Source organism: Martelella radicis (assembly GCF_014196625.1).
Classification (GTDB): Bacteria; Pseudomonadota; Alphaproteobacteria; order Rhizobiales; family Rhizobiaceae; genus Martelella; species Martelella radicis.
Window position 1 is genome coordinate 37,754 of sequence record NZ_JACIDZ010000005.1, and the last position, 16,173, is coordinate 53,926.

The 16,173-nt window shown below is 61.5% G+C and carries 15 protein-coding genes; 4 read left to right on the top strand and 11 right to left on the bottom strand.

From position 1 onward, the window contains the following. On the top strand, window positions 1-741 hold the full coding sequence (locus tag GGR30_RS08970; RefSeq protein WP_183485156.1) for an HAD-IIB family hydrolase: 741 nt from the start codon (window positions 1-3) through the stop codon (window positions 739-741). A gap of 49 nt (window positions 742-790) precedes the next feature. On the opposite strand, the gene GGR30_RS08975 is transcribed toward GGR30_RS08970, so the two are convergent. The 3 genes from GGR30_RS08975 to GGR30_RS08985 all read right to left on the bottom strand — a co-directional run bounded on the left by GGR30_RS08975 (window position 791) and on the right by GGR30_RS08985 (window position 2,220). Then, on the bottom strand, window positions 791-1,045 hold the full coding sequence (locus tag GGR30_RS08975) for a hypothetical protein (protein ID WP_183485159.1): 255 nt from the start codon (window positions 1,043-1,045) through the stop codon (window positions 791-793). Window positions 1,046-1,225: 180 nt separating this feature from the next. Then, complete coding sequence (gene leuD, locus GGR30_RS08980; RefSeq protein WP_138747305.1) at window positions 1,226-1,831, bottom strand: 3-isopropylmalate dehydratase small subunit; 606 nt, start codon at window positions 1,829-1,831, stop codon at window positions 1,226-1,228. Window positions 1,832-1,980: 149 nt separating this feature from the next. Then, the gene (locus GGR30_RS08985) at window positions 1,981-2,220 is read right to left on the bottom strand and encodes a hypothetical protein (protein ID WP_183485162.1); all 240 of its coding nucleotides are present in this window, start codon (window positions 2,218-2,220) and stop codon (window positions 1,981-1,983) included. A gap of 143 nt (window positions 2,221-2,363) precedes the next feature. On the opposite strand from GGR30_RS08985, the gene GGR30_RS08990 reads away from it, so the two are divergent. Then, complete coding sequence (locus tag GGR30_RS08990) at window positions 2,364-3,260, top strand: HpcH/HpaI aldolase/citrate lyase family protein (protein WP_425488347.1); 897 nt, start codon at window positions 2,364-2,366, stop codon at window positions 3,258-3,260. Window positions 3,261-3,269: 9 nt separating this feature from the next. Beyond that, window positions 3,270-3,476, top strand: coding sequence for a DUF1737 domain-containing protein (locus GGR30_RS08995; RefSeq protein WP_183485168.1), 207 nt, complete (start codon window positions 3,270-3,272; stop codon window positions 3,474-3,476). A 25-nt stretch (window positions 3,477-3,501) separates the two neighbouring features. On the opposite strand, the gene GGR30_RS09000 is transcribed toward GGR30_RS08995, so the two are convergent. From GGR30_RS09000 to GGR30_RS09020, 5 genes are all read right to left on the bottom strand, one after another. After that, window positions 3,502-4,572, bottom strand: coding sequence for a hypothetical protein (locus tag GGR30_RS09000; protein ID WP_183485171.1), 1,071 nt, complete (start codon window positions 4,570-4,572; stop codon window positions 3,502-3,504). 93 nt (window positions 4,573-4,665) lie between these two features. Next, window positions 4,666-5,670, bottom strand: a complete 1,005-nt coding sequence (locus tag GGR30_RS09005; RefSeq protein WP_183485174.1) for a class I SAM-dependent methyltransferase — start codon at window positions 5,668-5,670, stop codon at window positions 4,666-4,668. A 186-nt stretch (window positions 5,671-5,856) separates the two neighbouring features. Then, complete coding sequence (gene pnp / locus GGR30_RS09010; RefSeq protein ID WP_183485177.1) at window positions 5,857-8,001, bottom strand: polyribonucleotide nucleotidyltransferase; 2,145 nt, start codon at window positions 7,999-8,001, stop codon at window positions 5,857-5,859. 287 nt (window positions 8,002-8,288) lie between these two features. Next, window positions 8,289-8,558, bottom strand: a complete 270-nt coding sequence (gene rpsO, locus GGR30_RS09015) for a 30S ribosomal protein S15 (RefSeq protein ID WP_106303520.1) — start codon at window positions 8,556-8,558, stop codon at window positions 8,289-8,291. Window positions 8,559-8,714: 156 nt separating this feature from the next. Further along, window positions 8,715-9,857 (bottom strand): diguanylate cyclase, encoded by a 1,143-nt coding sequence (locus GGR30_RS09020; protein ID WP_183485180.1) that lies wholly within the window; start codon window positions 9,855-9,857, stop codon window positions 8,715-8,717. Window positions 9,858-10,036: 179 nt separating this feature from the next. On the opposite strand from GGR30_RS09020, the gene GGR30_RS09025 reads away from it, so the two are divergent. Then, complete coding sequence (locus GGR30_RS09025) at window positions 10,037-11,212, top strand: serine hydrolase (RefSeq protein WP_183485184.1); 1,176 nt, start codon at window positions 10,037-10,039, stop codon at window positions 11,210-11,212. Here GGR30_RS09025 and truB read toward each other — a convergent pair whose 3' ends face one another. The 3 genes from truB to infB all read right to left on the bottom strand — a co-directional run bounded on the left by truB (window position 11,213) and on the right by infB (window position 16,127). Beyond that, complete coding sequence (truB, locus tag GGR30_RS09030; protein WP_183485187.1) at window positions 11,213-12,145, bottom strand: tRNA pseudouridine(55) synthase TruB; 933 nt, start codon at window positions 12,143-12,145, stop codon at window positions 11,213-11,215. Window positions 12,146-12,153: 8 nt separating this feature from the next. Further along, window positions 12,154-12,567 (bottom strand): 30S ribosome-binding factor RbfA, encoded by a 414-nt coding sequence (rbfA, locus tag GGR30_RS09035; protein WP_024708922.1) that lies wholly within the window; start codon window positions 12,565-12,567, stop codon window positions 12,154-12,156. 809 nt (window positions 12,568-13,376) lie between these two features. After that, a complete protein-coding gene (gene infB / locus GGR30_RS09040; RefSeq protein WP_183485190.1) occupies window positions 13,377-16,127 on the bottom strand; it encodes a translation initiation factor IF-2 in 2,751 nt (916 codons plus the stop codon). Window positions 16,128-16,173: the final 46 nt, after the last annotated feature.

Genomic DNA, 16,173 nt, shown 5'->3' on the forward strand with positions numbered 1-16,173 from the left:
ATGGCGATCAGACTGTTTTCCTCCGATCTCGACGGCACTCTGGTCGGCGACAACGGATCGACGGCGCGTTTCCGGGAGGCCTTCGAAGCCATACCCGAAGAGCGCCGCCCGATCCTCGTCTACAATAGCGGTCGTCTCGTCGATGATATACGCGCGCTGATCGGCAAGGTCGGGCTTCCAGAGCCCGACTTTCTTATCGGCGGCGTCGGCACAATGGTACATGATCACCGGACCGACAGCCCGGTCGACGGGTTCCACGATCATATCGCCGCCGGTTTTGACGCCGCCAAAGTCGCCCGGATCCTGGGCGAAATCCCGGATGTCAACTACCAGCCGACGCGCTATCAGCATGACTTCAAGTCAAGCTGGTATTTGAACAATGCGAAAAAGGACCGGCTTGCTGCGATCGAAGAGGCGCTTGTAGCCGAAGGCCTTTCGGTGAAGCTGATCTATTCATCGGGCCGCGATCTCGATGTCCTTCCGCGCGCCGCTGACAAGGGCGCCTGCCTCTCCTGGCTCTGCGAGAGACTCGGCATTGCGCACGACGAAGTGGTCGTTGCCGGCGACACGGGCAATGACGCCGCGATGTTCGAGGTTCCGGGCGTGCGCGGCATCATCCCCGCTAACGGCTTCGATGAACTGCGCGAGCTTGCCCGCGGAAATGGCGATATCTATGAGGCGAAGGGCGAGATCGCCGACGGCGTGATCGAGGGCCTGCGCCATTTCGGCGTGCCGATCTGAAAAATCATGCCGCGCGACGCTCTCGCTGCCGGCATGATTGACCTCCGCCTTACTCCTTGATGGATGAGGGGCAGTCGTCATATCTGTCGACCTTGATCTCCTTGCGCCAGCCGGCGCAGTCATAGGCGCAGATCTTGTCGAAACCGTCACTGTCCTCTTCCTTGAAGTCACAGGTCCAGGCCAGCCTGTCGCGTCCCCATTCATCGAGCGACGGCTGCGCCATCTGAGGCTTCTGCGGCCCGGCAGGTGCAAACGACATCAGCGCTATCAGGGCAACCGGAAATGCGAGCATAAAGTACTTCATCTTGTCCTCCGCAAAATACGCCATCACGCGTGAAGCCTATTATGGATTGCATAAAAACTAAACACAACTATTTAGCAGCATACCATTCGCGCAGAGACAAGGAGGCCGGCCGGTCGGCAACGAAAAAAGGCCGGTCGCGCGACCGGCCTTTTCGGCGATAAAGCTGACGTCTTCAGATCATCAGGCCCAGGGGCGCTCGGCGGCGAGCTTGTCTTCGTAGCTTGCGATGCTGTCGGCTTTTTCCAGCGTCAGCGAGATGTCATCGAGACCGTTCAGCAGGCAATGACGGCGGAAAGCGTCGATCGAGAACTTGACCGAGCCGCCGTCCGGGCCGGTGATTTCCTGATTCTCGAGATCGACCGTAACGACGGCGTTCGAGCCGCGCTCGGCATCGTCCATCAGCTTGTCGAGTTCGGCCTGCGAGACGATGATCGGCAGAATACCGTTCTTGAAACAGTTGTTGTAGAAGATGTCGGCAAAGCTCGTGGAGATGACACAGCGAATGCCGAAATCGGCAAGCGCCCAGGGTGCATGCTCACGCGAGGAGCCGCAGCCGAAATTGTCGCCGGCGACGAGGATCTTCGCATTGCGATAGGCCGGCTGATTGAGCACGAAATCCGGGTTTTCCGTGCCGTCCTGATTGTAGCGCGCCTCGGCGAAGAGACCCTTGCCAAGACCCGTGCGCTTGATCGTCTTGAGATAATCCTTGGGAATGATCATGTCGGTGTCGACATTGACCACGGGCAGCGGCGCGGCGACGCCGGTCAGCTTGACGAATTTTTCCATGATTGATCCCTCAGCGCGATTGAAGCTTGTTTTCGCGTCCTGATCTAAAGCGCTTTTCCGGCGATTTCAACGAAAAACGGTACCTTGGGGTACGCACATCCGAAAGGCGGCCCAGGGCCGCCCGGAACATTAAAGATCAGCTTTGCCCTTCAGAGGTCAATGATCTTGCCGCGGCCGTCATCCCAGACGCGCATATCGTCACGCTTGCGGGCATCGCGGGTCTTCACCGGCACGGGGGCATGGTTGAGTTTGAAGGCGATCATCCGCGCGACCGTGAGAACGGCGAGCACGGCAATCAGGGCAAGGCCAATGGAAGCAGCAAACACAGTCACGAACGCCACGGCGGCCAGACCGACAATTGCCATGAATACGGTGCGGATTTTTTCCATCGTCAAATTCCTTTCACATTTGCTAATCTGGCGCTTTGATAGGGCTTTCGCAAGAGGGCCGAAGCCATTTTGTCTCATTGATTGCAGGCACGATTTTTGAAAAGCTTCAATTCGATGTGACTTAAATTAGAATGAGTCCGGATATTGTTAGGAATAAGGCCGTGAAAGAGATCAAACTTTGGCGCTCCGCCCTGTCCGTGCCCGCCGTCAACCGGCGCGCGCTGGAAAAATCGAAAACGCTGGCCGCCGACGCCGTCATCTACGACCTTGAGGATTCGGTCGCCCATGGCCGCAAGGCGGAAGCACGCGAAAACCTGGAGCAGTTCTTCCGACAGGACCGACCGTCGCATCAGGCGACCGCCATCCGCATCAACCCGCTCGACACCGAAACCGGCCAGGAAGACATGAGAACGGCGCTCGCCTGCCAGCCCGACGCCATCCTTTTGCCCAAGGTGGAAACGGTTGCCAATGTGGCTGCGGCAAGCGCCATGCTGAACCGCAACGGCGCGCCGCTGCGCATTCGCCTGTGGGCCATGCTCGAAACGCCGGCCGGCATCGTCAACGCGGCCGCAATTGCCGGGGCCTATTCCCAGGCATCCGCCGGCGGCAGGCTCGAGGCGCTGATCGTCGGGGTCAATGACCTGAGATCGGCAACTGGCGTTGCCCCCGCGCCCGGCCGCGCCTATCTGGTCCCCTGGCTGATGCAGGTGGTGCTCGCCGCGCGCGCCTATGACATTGCCGTGATCGACGGGGTCTATAATGACTTTGCCGACAGCGAAGGCTTTGCGGCGGAATGCGAAGAGGCCCGCGCCATGGGCTTTGACGGCAAGATGCTGATCCACCCCAGCCAGATCGACCCGGCAAACGCCCATTTCAGCCCGTCCGAAGCCGCGCTCGCCGAAGCGCGTTCCATCGTCGACGCATTTGCGAAACCGGAAGCACAAGGGCATAACGTGATTGACCTTGACGGTCGCATGGTCGAACGCCTGCATCTTGAACAGGCCGAAGCCCTCCTCGCCAAGGCCGGCCAATCCGCATAGGAAACCCTGATGAAACTCTACCGCTTTCTCACCGGCCCCGATGACTCCAGCTTCTGCCACAAGGTTACCGCAGCCCTGAACAAGGGCTGGGAGCTCCACGGCTCCCCCTCGCTCACCTATGACCCGCTTCTCGGCAAGACCTATTGCGGTCAGGCCGTGGTGAAGGAGGTCGAGGGCAAGGACTATGACCCGTCGATCAAGCTTGGCGAGCAGTAGACGCGCTGCCGTTCCGGAGGTCCATTCAACAGAGGGAAGGCCCGCCCGCTCCGATTTCCCTGACCACGGCGGCCGCCAGTGCCGCCGCCCTCTCCCGATCGTGATCGGTGACGGCATCGGCGGATCGAAGGTTGACCTCCGCTAGCGCCGCGCGCGTGGAGGCGAATATGTCCTCCCCTTCAAAATAGCAATCAAAAAGCGTGCGATTTCTTTGGGCAAAACGGTCGGATATCCGATCGGGATTGGCTGATTTGATCCGGCCGCGCCGAAGTTCGGGCAGCGACAGAAGATATTGCTTCGCCCTGATGTTGTTCTGGTTCCACCGTCTGGTGCCGCCGACGAAAAACGGGAGCATCCGGTTCACCGTGACGAGCGCAATCCCCTGAAGCTCGCTGAGCGAAGCGTTTACGACGGAAAGGCTGCTATCAAATGCGCCCGAGGAGACGTCAAGGCCGGCAGCGTCCAGGAAATCCTTACGGATATCGCCTTCTATGAATCGTCGTCGATCATAAACGCGGAAGACGCAATTTCCGCGCCCAAAGACAGCGCTCCAGTTATCGGCCACTGAGCATAGGTCATAATAATATTCGGACGGCTCGACACCGTTGTCCAGATAGTCGTCAAGAGACAGGCCGCACTCGCGCAAAACATCCGTAGTGTAGAGAGACGTCGCCATACTGCACTGCTCTCTAAAATAACATACTACGTTAACTTGCTCGAAATTATCAAAAAGGAATGTTTTTAGATTTTCGATATTCTGAATATTTCTGAGCCTACTATGCAAAAATTCTGACGTCATGACAAAAACGTCGAATTTTTCAGCCGCCACTCTCAACTCCCTTTCAAGTGATTCTCGGAAACCAGTGAAATATCGCTGCTTCTGCGCTAGATTGCTTATATTCTGTTCCAGCGCCCATTTGTCGATGTTTGTCTGGAAATATTCGCTGATGAAAAAATTATTGTGGCCGCCAAGATTGTCGCTGAGACCGATCCTTCGTTCGGATAAGCTTTCTTTATTGGCATATAACCAATCCTGAAGGAGTGTCGTTCCGGTTTTTTCTGTTCCAATATGGAGCACACATCGCATGACTTCCATCCCCCGCCATACTCGTCCCCTGAACCGAGACGAATTCTACCATAAGGCGGCATTTTTGCCACGCACAATCGCGCGATGAATGTCACGGTTACCCTACTTCACGCCCCACAACAGCTTGAAACGGGCGTTGCGGTATTCCTCGCCGCTCTTCTTGCAGTTCTCGGCGACCACATCCTCGTAAGGCAGGCCGCGATTGGCGACCAGAAGCAGACGACCGCCGGGCTTGAGCGCATTTGCGGCAGCCTTGACCAAAGCCTTGCCGAGTGAAGGCTCGGCTGCCTTTCCGGTGTGGAAGGGCGGGTTCATGATGATCAGGTCGTAGCGGTTCTTGACCGGCTCGGAAGCCAGGTCCTGCCAGAAGAAGCGGGTTGCGGGTGCCACCGCCGCAAGGTTGACCTTCGCCCGCTCCAGCGCGCGCCAGTCCGCCTCATAGAGATCGATACCGACCGTTCCCGGTGCCCGCTCCGCCAGCATGGCCGAGAGATACCCCCAGCCCGCACCGAAATCGGCAGCCAGACCGGCAAAACCCTCCGGCAGACGTTCGGCCAAAATGCGCGAGCCCTCGTCCACACGGTCGTGCGAGAAAAGCCCCGGCACGGTGGTGAACCGTCCGTCGATTTCGACGGTCGGGTGAGTGAATGCGGCAACCGCCTCGCTCACGTCGTCGGGACGGGTGAACCACAGCGCCACACCGTGATATTTCGGCATGGCCTCCAGATCGGCAAACATCTTGCCAAGGCGCTTGCGCATCGACTGCACGCCGTCTTCCTTGGAGCCGGCAATGACGATGAGGCCGCCGGGCACGGTCTTCGCCAGCGCTTCGGCCACGCGATTTTCGTTTTCGCCGCGATGCTTGGTAAGAAGGATCAGCGTCGCCGCATACGACCTCTCACCCGCCTCCGGCGAAACGGAAGCGCCTGCCCGCTCAAGCGCGGCATAATGCGAGCGGAAGGGCTGCACGGCCGAGAGTTCATCGGAAAAGCCTTCCGGCAGGCGATAACCGGCTTCAGCGCCGAGAAACAGCACGGGGCCGACAACCGGCTCGACAGTGCCGCTGTCGAAGGGATGGAAGAGTGTTTTCAGCGTCTCGCGGGCCATGATGTCACCTGTGAAAAAGGCGTGAGCCACAATTGCTCACGCCTGGGAATGTCTGTTGCCGGGCCGCCTCGCCTTCAATCTCCCCCCTTGAGGGGGAGATTGGGTGGAGGATGCCGCGCTGTTGTCGGATCACATCCGGCGCTCGGCCCCTACTCAGAGACCGAGACCCGCCGGCGGAAGCCGCCCTTATTCGGCAGCGTCGTCCTTCTTGCGTTCGGGCTTGGCCAGTTCCTTGCCGGTTTCCTGGTCAACGACCTTCATCGACAGCTTGACCTTGCCGCGCTCATCGAAGCCGATGAGCTTGACCCAGACCTTGTCGCCTTCCTTGACGACATCGGTGGTCTTGCCGACACGTTCCTGAGCGAGCTGCGAGATGTGAACCAGACCGTCGCGGGGGCCGAAGAAGTTGACGAATGCGCCGAAGTCGGCGGTCTTGACGACCGTGCCTTCGTAGATCGCGTTCAGTTCCGGCTCGTCGACGATGGAGTGGATCCACTTCTTGGCGGCCTCGATCTCCTTGCCCGAGGAAGACGCGATCTTGATCGTGCCATCATCGTCAATGTTGATCTTGGCGCCGGTCTTTTCGACGATTTCGCGGATGATCTTGCCGCCTGCGCCGATAACGTCGCGGATCTTGTCGACGGCGATCGACATCATCTCGATGCGCGGTGCGTATTCGCCGAGCTGCTCGCGGCTTTCGGCAAGCGCCTTGGACATTTCACCCAAGATGTGAAGACGGCCGCCCTTTGCCTGGTTCAGCGCGATGTTCATGATCTCTTCGGTGATACCGGCGATCTTGATGTCCATCTGCAGCGAGGTGACACCGGCTTCCGTACCGGCTACCTTGAAGTCCATGTCGCCGAGGTGGTCCTCGTCACCGAGAATGTCGGAGAGAACGGCGAAGCGTTCGCCTTCGAGGATCAGGCCCATGGCGATGCCGGCAACCGGCTTTGCCAGCGGAACGCCGGCATCCATCAGCGCCAGCGAGGTGCCGCAGACGGTCGCCATCGAGGACGAACCGTTGGATTCGGTGATCTCGGAAACGACGCGTAGCGTGTAGGGGAACTGCTCGACTTCCGGCAGCATCGGACGGATGGCGCGCCATGCAAGCTTGCCGTGACCGATTTCGCGGCGGCCCGGGGAGCCCATGCGGCCGGTCTCGCCGACCGAATAGGGCGGGAAGTTGTAGTGCAGCAGGAAGCGTTCCTTGTACATGCCGGTCAGCGCGTCAACGAACTGCTCGTCCTCGCCGGTGCCGAGCGTGGCAACGACCAACGCCTGGGTTTCACCGCGCGTGAACAGCGCCGAACCATGGGTGCGCGGCAGAAGGCCGACTTCGGAAACGATCGGGCGGACGGTCTCGAGATCGCGGCCGTCGATGCGGCTCTTGGTGTCGAGAATGTTCCAGCGGACGATCTTGGCCTGAAGATGCTTGAACACGGCGCCGATCTGCTCGGCGGTGTACTTCGCTTCCTCGCCTTCGGCCGGCACGTAACGCTCCTTGACCTTGGCCTTGCAGGCATCAACGGCGTTGTAGCGGGCGGCCTTGTCGGTGATCTTGTAGGCGTCGCGCAGTTCGCCTTCGATGAAGGAGAGCATGTCGGCTTCGAGGGTGGACTGGTCTTCCGGCTCGAATTCGCGCGGTTCCTTGGCGGCAACTTCGGCGAGCTTGATGATCGCGTCGATCACCGGCTGGAAACCCTTGTGGCCGAACATGACGGCGCCAAGCATGACGTCTTCCGGCAGTTCCTTGGCTTCCGACTCGACCATCAGCACGGCATCGCCCGTACCGGCGACAACGAGGTCGAGCGCGGTTTCGGGCATTTCGTCGATATGCGGGTTCAGTACATATTCGCCGTTGATGTAGCCGACGCGCGCGCCGCCGATCGGGCCCATGAAGGGAACGCCGGAAAGCGTCAGCGCGGCGGACGTCGCGACCATGGCCAGAACGTCCGGGTTGTTTTCAAGGTCGTGCTGCAGAACGGTGACGACGACCTGCGTGTCGTTCTTGTAGCCTTCCGGGAAGAGCGGGCGGATCGGGCGGTCGATCAGGCGCGAGACCAGCGTCTCGTTCTCGCTCGGGCGGCCCTCGCGCTTGAAATAGCCGCCGGGGATTCGGCCGGCCGCATAGGTCTTTTCCTGGTAATTGACGGTCAGCGGGAAGAAGTCCTGACCGGGCTTCGGCTCCTTGGCGGAGACGACGGTGGCCAGAACGGCGGTTTCGCCATAGGTGGCGAGAACGGCGCCGTCAGCCTGACGGGCAACCTTGCCGGTCTCCAGCTTGAGCGTGCGTCCCGCCCACTCGATTTCCACTGTGTGGGTGTTGAACATGTCTTGTCCTTCAATAAATCCGCGCGCTGCCCTTTCCTCATGAAAAGAGCGCAACGCGATCTCGACGTTTCATTCGACGCGTCACGGGCAAGACAGCGCGCCGCTTCATCTTGCGAAGCGGCCAGCAATCCTGCCCCATGACAGGTCCGTTACGGCTTGCGCGGAACCGGAATGCCATCATCCCGGCTTCGCCTTTCAGATCCCTTCGCCCGCCACGGCTTGAGACCGGCGCACATGATGCGCGAAATAAAAGCGGCGGACGCCAGGCGCCCGCCGGTGATTGCGGCTTAGCGGCGAATGCCAAGACGACCGATAAGGGTCGTGTAACGGCTTTCGTCGATGCGCTTCAGGTAGTCGAGCAGCGAACGGCGGGTCGAAACCAGCGTCAGCAGACCACGGCGGGAATGGTTATCCTTCTTGTGGTCCTTGAAGTGCTCGGTCAGGTTGGTGATCCGCTCGGTGAGGATCGCAACCTGAACTTCCGGCGAACCGGTGTCGCCTTCCTTCGTTGCGAATTCCTTGATCAGCTCTGCCTTGCGTTCAGCAGTAATCGACATCGGGTCATCCTTTCGAAATGAGGGTGTTTTTGGGTCGCCCGGGCCGGGATGTCGTCCAGCAAGGGCCGTTTAAACGCATTTATTCCAATGCTGGCCGCGATATAGGGCAAAAGCGCCGGATTGTCGAGAGCAAAGCCCGACGGGCATTTCCGCCATTCAGGCGGGCACCGACCGGTCAGGCTCGCCCGGAGGAACAGCGGGCGGCAACATCGCGGCCCCGCCAACATCGATACTGTCGACGATCACCTGATTTCGGCCATTGAGCTTGGCCCTGTAGAGGGCCCTGTCGGCGCTGTCGAAAGCCTTTCGCATCGCGACCGGAGACGGGGTCCAGCAGATGCCGATGCTGGCCGTCAGTTCCGGCACGGCTGCGCTCTTGCCGACCTCGATGACCGCACGGCGCAGACGCTCGGCAATCATCATCGCATCCTCCCGACCGGTGTCGGGCAGACAGACGGCAAATTCCTCGCCGCCAAAACGGGCGGTCAGGTCGAAATCCCTCAGACGCGAGACGAGCTTGCCGGCGACACCGACAAGAACGCGGTCGCCGGCCGCATGGCCATAGGTATCGTTGACCTTTTTGAAATGGTCGAGATCGATCAGGATGAACGCCATGCCGAGAGAGGCGGATTGCAGCGACGCCGTCGCCTCATAGGCAGTCTCGAAGGCCCGGCGGTTCTTCAATCCCGTCAACGGGTCGACCGAGGCCTGGTCCTTGAGATGGTCCTCGCGCAGCCTGCGCCGTCGCTCCCGTTCGAGAAAGCCGCCGAGAACCAGGGTGCCGATCACATTGGTGATGGTGAGGAACGGGATGGCCGAGGAAAACACCACCCGCCAGTCCTCGCGCGGCAGAAGGAAGGTGCAGACATAAGACAGGCTGATCCCGAGCCCGAGGAGCAGCAGTTGGACAGCCCCCACCTTTCCGCGTTTCCAGCACAGGCTGCGCCAGACCAGGCCCGCCGCCGTCGCCACGAACAGGGACAGCACGCACACATAGGCGGAGGGGTCGCCCTCAAAATACCGCGTTGCCGCGGCGATGGCGAAGCTGATGGCACCGCCGACCGGGCCGGCAAAGGCACCGGCGCAGCCGACGAACAGGTTGCGCGGGTCGATCTGGAGCCCGTGGACAAACATGATCGGTTGCAGGGAGACGAAAGCCGCACCCAACCCCAGGACGACCCCGAACAATGCCTGCTGGGCATGGTCGCCGGTGACCGACTTCAGGACTAGACCGAAGGCGATCGCCGTCAGGGCCATCAAACCGGCGAAATTGACCGTCATGATGACATATTGGGACATGAATGCAGGACCTCCTATCCGGCAAGGCGCCGAGCGGAACCTATCTTACGTCAAGATAATTTAAAACGATTTTTCGATCATAGCACTCCGCATCGCCTCTTGCCCGCGCGGGTCGCCCGGGGATTGCAGGCTGAAGAACGGCGTGAGACAGTCCGAACGCTCTGGAAGGAACGACCGCCATGACCTATCGCGAGATCATTGCCGCAGGCGCAATCGCGGTGCTTGCCACCGCCCCCCAAGCGCTTGCGAGCCCCGCCGAGATCAACGCGATCGAGACGCTCTGGCAAAATCCCGAGGACGCCGGCGTGCTGGTCTCCGAGAGCTTTGCCCGGGCAGTCCCGAACGCGCAGCTGACGGCTCTTGTCGATCGCCTCGTCAAGCAGACCGGCCCGGCGCTTGCGGTCACGGGCGACAAGGGCGCCTATATGATCCGCACCGAAACCCATGAAATCCCGGTCGAGATCTCGCTCGACGACGACGGCAGGATACAGGGCCTGTTCTTCAGCCCGCCCGAGGTCCTGACCGAAGGACCTGCCGCGACGCTCGCGGCCTTCGAGGCCCTTCCGGGCACGGTCTCCTATCTGGTGACCTCCGAAGACAAGACTCTTTTTGATCGCAACGCCGACACCCCTCTTGCCGTCGCCTCGGCCTTCAAGCTCGGCGTGCTCAAGGTGCTGCTCGGTGACATTGCGGCGCAAAACCGGAACTGGCAGGACGTCGTCACGCTTCAGCCGGAAGACAAGTCCCTGCCGAGCGGTCGCCTTCAGACTTTCCCGGACGGCTCGCCGGTGACGCTGCACACGCTCGCGACGCTGATGATCGCCGAAAGCGACAACACCGCCACCGACATGCTGATGCGCGTGCTCGGCGCCGATCGGGTCGCAAATGCTCTGGGTCTTCCGAGCGTACTTACCACCCGCCAGGCCTTCGCGCTGAAGGCTGATCCCGAGCTTGCGCAAGAATACGCAGCGGCATCGGAGACGGAAAAACCGGCGACCGCCAAAAAGGCCGCGGCCGGCCCGCTTCCGGCGGTCTCCGACGTGCTCGGGCCAATGACGACAGGCGTCGAATGGCCTTTGTCCAACGCAAAACTCTGCGCCCTGATGGGCGAGGTCGCCACGGCGGACGTCTTTTCCGTCAATCCCGGACCGGTGCGCGCCGGCGATTGGAAATCCGTCGCCTTCAAGGGCGGCAGCGAGACCGGCGTACTGAACCTGACGGCGCAACTGACGGGCAAGGACGAAGGCAGGGTCTGCCTCTCCGTCACCATAAACGACGCGGCCGCCATCGATGAAACGAAGGCGGCCGGTCTTTTCACGCGGCTTGCGCATCAACTGGCGACATCGGGAAAGTGATCAGCCGAACACCCGACGCGGCTTGAACTGGCCTTGCGCGATCTCGCCGATGGCAACAAGGCGCCCGCCGACAGAGGCATAGGCCTCCGGTTCCTCCACCGGCGCATGGGCGCCGCGCAGGATGATCGGGTTGCCGAGCTTGAGGCGGCGCGCCTGTTCGTCACTCACCGGCACATGCGGCAGGCTCGTCAGCGCCTCCGAGGTATCGACGAGGAATTCTTCCAATGCGGCAAAGCGCTCGGAATCGTCCTCGATGTCCTCCAGCGCCGTCAGTTCCGAGAGCGGAACCAGCATGTCCTCGGCGAACGGCGCGACGAAGGGACGGCGCAGCGCCGAGATATGGCCGAAACAGCCGAGGTCGCGCCCCATGTCACGGGCGAGCGCGCGCACATAGGTGCCCTTGCCGCACTCGACCTCGAAATCGGCAGAATTCTCGTCCGGGCAGCCGAGCAATGTCAGCCGGTGTATCTCCACTTCACGCGTCGGGATGTCGACCGTCTCGCCCTCGCGCGCCAGGTCATAGGCGCGGTTGCCGTCGATCTTGATGGCGGAAAACTGCGGCGGCACCTGCTCGATCACGCCGGTGTATTTTTCAAGCAAGGCCTCGATGTCGGCCCGCGCCGGGCGTTTGTCCGAGCTTTCGGTGACATCGCCCTCAAGATCGTCGGTCGCCCGCTCCTCGCCCCAGGTCACGGTGAATTCGTAGATCTTGCGGCCTTCCATGACATAGGGCACGGTCTTGGTCGCGTCGCCGAGGGCGATCGGCAGCATGCCGGAGGCCAGCGGGTCGAGCGTGCCGGCATGGCCCGCCTTCTGCGCCTTGAACAGCCACTTGATCTTGGAGACGGCCTCGGTCGAGCCGAAATCGACGGGCTTGTCGAGGATCAGCCAACCGGAAACGGGACGGCCCTTGGGTTTTCTCTGTCGTGCCATATCCGGTCTTATTCTTTGTCTTCGTTGTCGTCGTCGTGATCGAGATCGCGCGCCACTTCCGGCGAATGCAGAAGCTCGTCGATCTTGCGGAAATTCTCGAAGCTCGTGTCGTCGCGGAAGCGCAGCTCAGGCATGTATTTCATCTGCCGGAGTTCGCGCGTGATGCGGCCGCGGATGAACTTCGCATGATGGTTCAGCGCGCGCACCGTCGCGTCGTGGTCGCGGTCGCCGAGCGGCGTCACATAGGCGGTCGCGACCTTCAGGTCCGGCGACATCCGCACCTCGGAAATCGAGACGACAGTGGTCTCCAGCAGCGGATCGAGCACCTCGCCGCGTTGGAGAACCTTGGTAATGGCGGCGCGAACCTGTTCGCCAACGCGAAGCATGCGCTGGGAGGGCGCCGAGGAGGTAGCTCTCGTCATATCAACCTTGTCTAGATCGTTCGTGTTTGTCTCGTGCCCGACCGTTTGACGGGGTTCGAACCCGCGCGGACATATTCGATGACTGGCGGCCCGTTTAGCGCTTCGGCGGCGCAACGTCAATCGCTGCGCCCTGTTGCGACGCGGTCGGCGCGGTCCAAATTTTCTGATCAATCAAATGATCATCAGAAAATTCGACTTTTCGATCGCCGAGGTTCAATCATTTGATTCAGCGCAAACCGCTGACACGCATTAGCGGCTAGAAACAGTTCCAGACCGATGAGGCACTTAACTGCCGACCACACGGAAAGGAAATTCAAAGATCAGGGCGTTTCACGATCTCCTCCTCCTTCAATAGCTGAAACGCTTTGTAAGGCCGTCCCGCAGGCCAATCTCCCTCCTCTCAATTGCGGGAAAAGAACGGATCGCCGCAAACGATCCGTTTCAGTTCCGGTCAAACCGGAAAAGCCCGGCGCGCTGCTCCTCAAGAGTTGTTCGCCGGGCTTTCTGTTTTTGGGCGTTCATGTTCGCAGATGCCGCGCAAACGACGGTCGGTAGAAGCCGGTTCTGCGCGTTGAAAAAGTGCACGCCTACCCCTCCGTCATGCCGGCCTTGAGCCGGCATCTAGGGCCAAATGACGACAACCATCAAGTTCTGCCCCGTTGGCTCAGGCGTTCATCGGCCCTGGACCCCGGATCAAGTCAGGGGTGACGGCAGCGGGGTGGCATATTCCGGCGGCCAGTAGCGCACTTCGCCAGAAACGAAAAAACCGGCCGAAGCCGGTTTTCCCAATTCGTTTGCGTGCTCTCAAATCAGAGCGTGCGGGTGATGTGCTCGACGCGGAAGGCCTCGATGACGTCGCCGGCGCGGATGTCCTCGTAGTTCTCGAAGGCCATGCCGCATTCCTGGCCGCCCGGCACTTCGGACACTTCGTCCTTGAAGCGCTTCAGCGTCTTCAGCTTGCCCTCGTGGATGACCACGTTGTCGCGGATCAGGCGTACGCCGGCGCCGCGTTCCATCTTGCCTTCGGTGACGCGGCAACCCGCGACCTTGCCGACCTTGGAAATGTTGAACACTTCCAGGATCTCGGCATTGCCGAGGAAGGTCTCGCGACGCTCCGGCGACAGGAGACCCGACATCGCCGCCTTCACGTCATCCACCAGATCGTAGATGATGTTGTAGTAGCGGATTTCGATGCCGGCCTGTTCGGCGGCGCGGCGGGCCTGGGCGTTCGCACGCACGTTGAAGCCGATGATCGCCGCGTCGGATGCTTCGGCAAGCGAGATATCCGATTCGGTGATGCCGCCGGCGGCAGCGTGAACGACGCGGGCGCGCACTTCGTCGGTCCCGAGCTTTTCGAGCGCGGCGTTGATCGCCTCGACCGAGCCCTGAACGTCGCCCTTGATCAGCAGCGGGAATTCCTTGAGGCCGGTATCCTGAAGCTGGCTCATCATCTGCTCGAGCGAACCGCGCGAACCCGACTGACGGGCCGCCGCCTTGTCGCGGGCAAGCCGCTGACGGTATTCGGAAACCTCACGCGCCTTCGATTCGTTCTCGACGACGGCAAAGCGGTCACCGGCCGACGGCGTTCCGCCAAGACCGAGGATTTCCACCGGCATCGACGGGCCGGCTTCCTTCACATGCTCGCCGTGATCATTGATCAGCGCGCGAACGCGACCCCACTGGTCGCCGGCAACAAGAACCTGACCCGGCTTCAGCGTGCCCTTCTGCACCAGAACGGTCGCGACCGAACCACGGCCGCGGTCGAGCTGGGCTTCGATGACAACGCCCTCGGCCGTGCGGTCGGCATTGGCCTTGAGGTCGAGAATTTCCGACTGCAGCAGGATCGCTTCCAGAAGCTTGTCGAGGTTCTGGCCGGTCTTGGCCGAAACCTCGACTTCCAGCACCTCGCCGCCCATGGTTTCGACGAACACTTCGTGCTGAAGCAGTTCGGTGCGCACCTTCTGAGCGTCAGCGGCGGGCTTGTCGATCTTGTTGATGGCAACAATGATCGGCACGCCGGCAGCCTTGGCGTGATTGATGGATTCGATCGTCTGCGGCATGACGCTGTCGTCAGCGGCAACCACCAGAATGGCGATATCGGTCACTTCGGCGCCACGGGCACGCATCGCGGTAAAGGCGGCGTGGCCGGGGGTGTCGATGAAGGTGATCTTCTGACCATCCTGCTCGACCTGATAGGCGCCGATATGCTGAGTGATGCCGCCGGCCTCGCCGGAAACGACATTGGCATGGCGGATCGCGTCAAGAAGCGAGGTCTTGCCATGGTCGACGTGGCCCATGATGGTCACGACCGGTGCGCGCGGCTCAAGATCCGCCTCGTCATCACTGACATCGAAGATGCCTTCTTCGACGTCCGATTCAGCGACGCGCTTCACCGTATGGCCGAATTCGGTGGCAATCAGCTCGGCGAGATCGGCATCGATCACGTCGCCGGGCTTCATCATCTGCCCTTCCTTCATCAGGTACTTGATCACGTCGACCGCCCGTTCGGACATGCGCTGCGACAATTCCTGAATGGTGATGGTCTCCGGCAGGATGACCTCGCGCAGAACCTTCTCGCGCGGCTCCTGCATCTGGGCGCGACGCATCTTCTCCTGGCGGCGACGCATGGCCGAAAGCGAACGGCCGCGCTGGCTACCGCCCTCGTCATCGCCGGTCACGGCAGAAACCGTCAGCTTGCCGCGACGGCGCTCGCCCGTGCCCTTCGGACGCGAAGCAGGCTTTGCGGGCGCCTCGGGGCGTAGCGCCTTGCCGCGGGCGGGCCCGCCGGCGTCTTCGCCCTCGCGGCGCGGCTTGCGGCCGCGTCCGGCTTCGCCCTCGTCGTCAGTCTCGGTGCGGGCCTGCGGGCGGTGGCGCGGCGCGGCGCGACTGGGCTTGGCGTCTTCGCCCGGCGGCAATTCGGCAGCGGCAGGCGCTTCGGCAGCCGCCGGTGTTTCGACCACTTCCGGCTCTTCTTCCTTGACCGGCTGTTTCTTGGCTTCCTCGGCCTCGCGCTTGGCCTTTTCCTCGGCCTCGCGCTTGGCGGCCTCTTCGGCCACGCGGCGCTCTTCTTCCTCGCGCTTGCGGCGTTCGGCCTCTTCGGCCTCGCGCTGCTGCGCCATCACCAGCGCACGGCGGCGGGCATCCATCTCGCCCTGGGAAAGATCGTGAAGCACATTGCCGCGCTGGCGGTTCTGGCCGCCATTGCCGCCGCGATCCGACTGCTGATTGCCGCGCTGGCGATTCTGGCCGCCCGGACGCGAGGGCTGACCCTTCTGCTGCTGGCGCGGCTGCCGGTTGGCATCGTCATTGCGGCGGGGCTGCTGACCCTCGGGCTGGCGCGCCTGCGCAGGGGCGGGATTGCGCTGTCCTGCCGCTGGCGCCGATGTTGTCTCTTCGCTCGGCTTGTGCAGCCGGCGCTTGCGTGTTTCCACCACGACCGCCTTGCTGCGACCGCGGCCCATATCCTGGCGCACGGTGCCCTGGCTGACACCCGACGGCTTAAGCTTCAGTGTCTTCTTGCCTGCGTCGTTGGATGTCTTGTCGTCTTTACTGTCCGTCATTCGGTTCCCGTTCCTTGGCGCGGGAACCGCCATCACCATCAGTGAG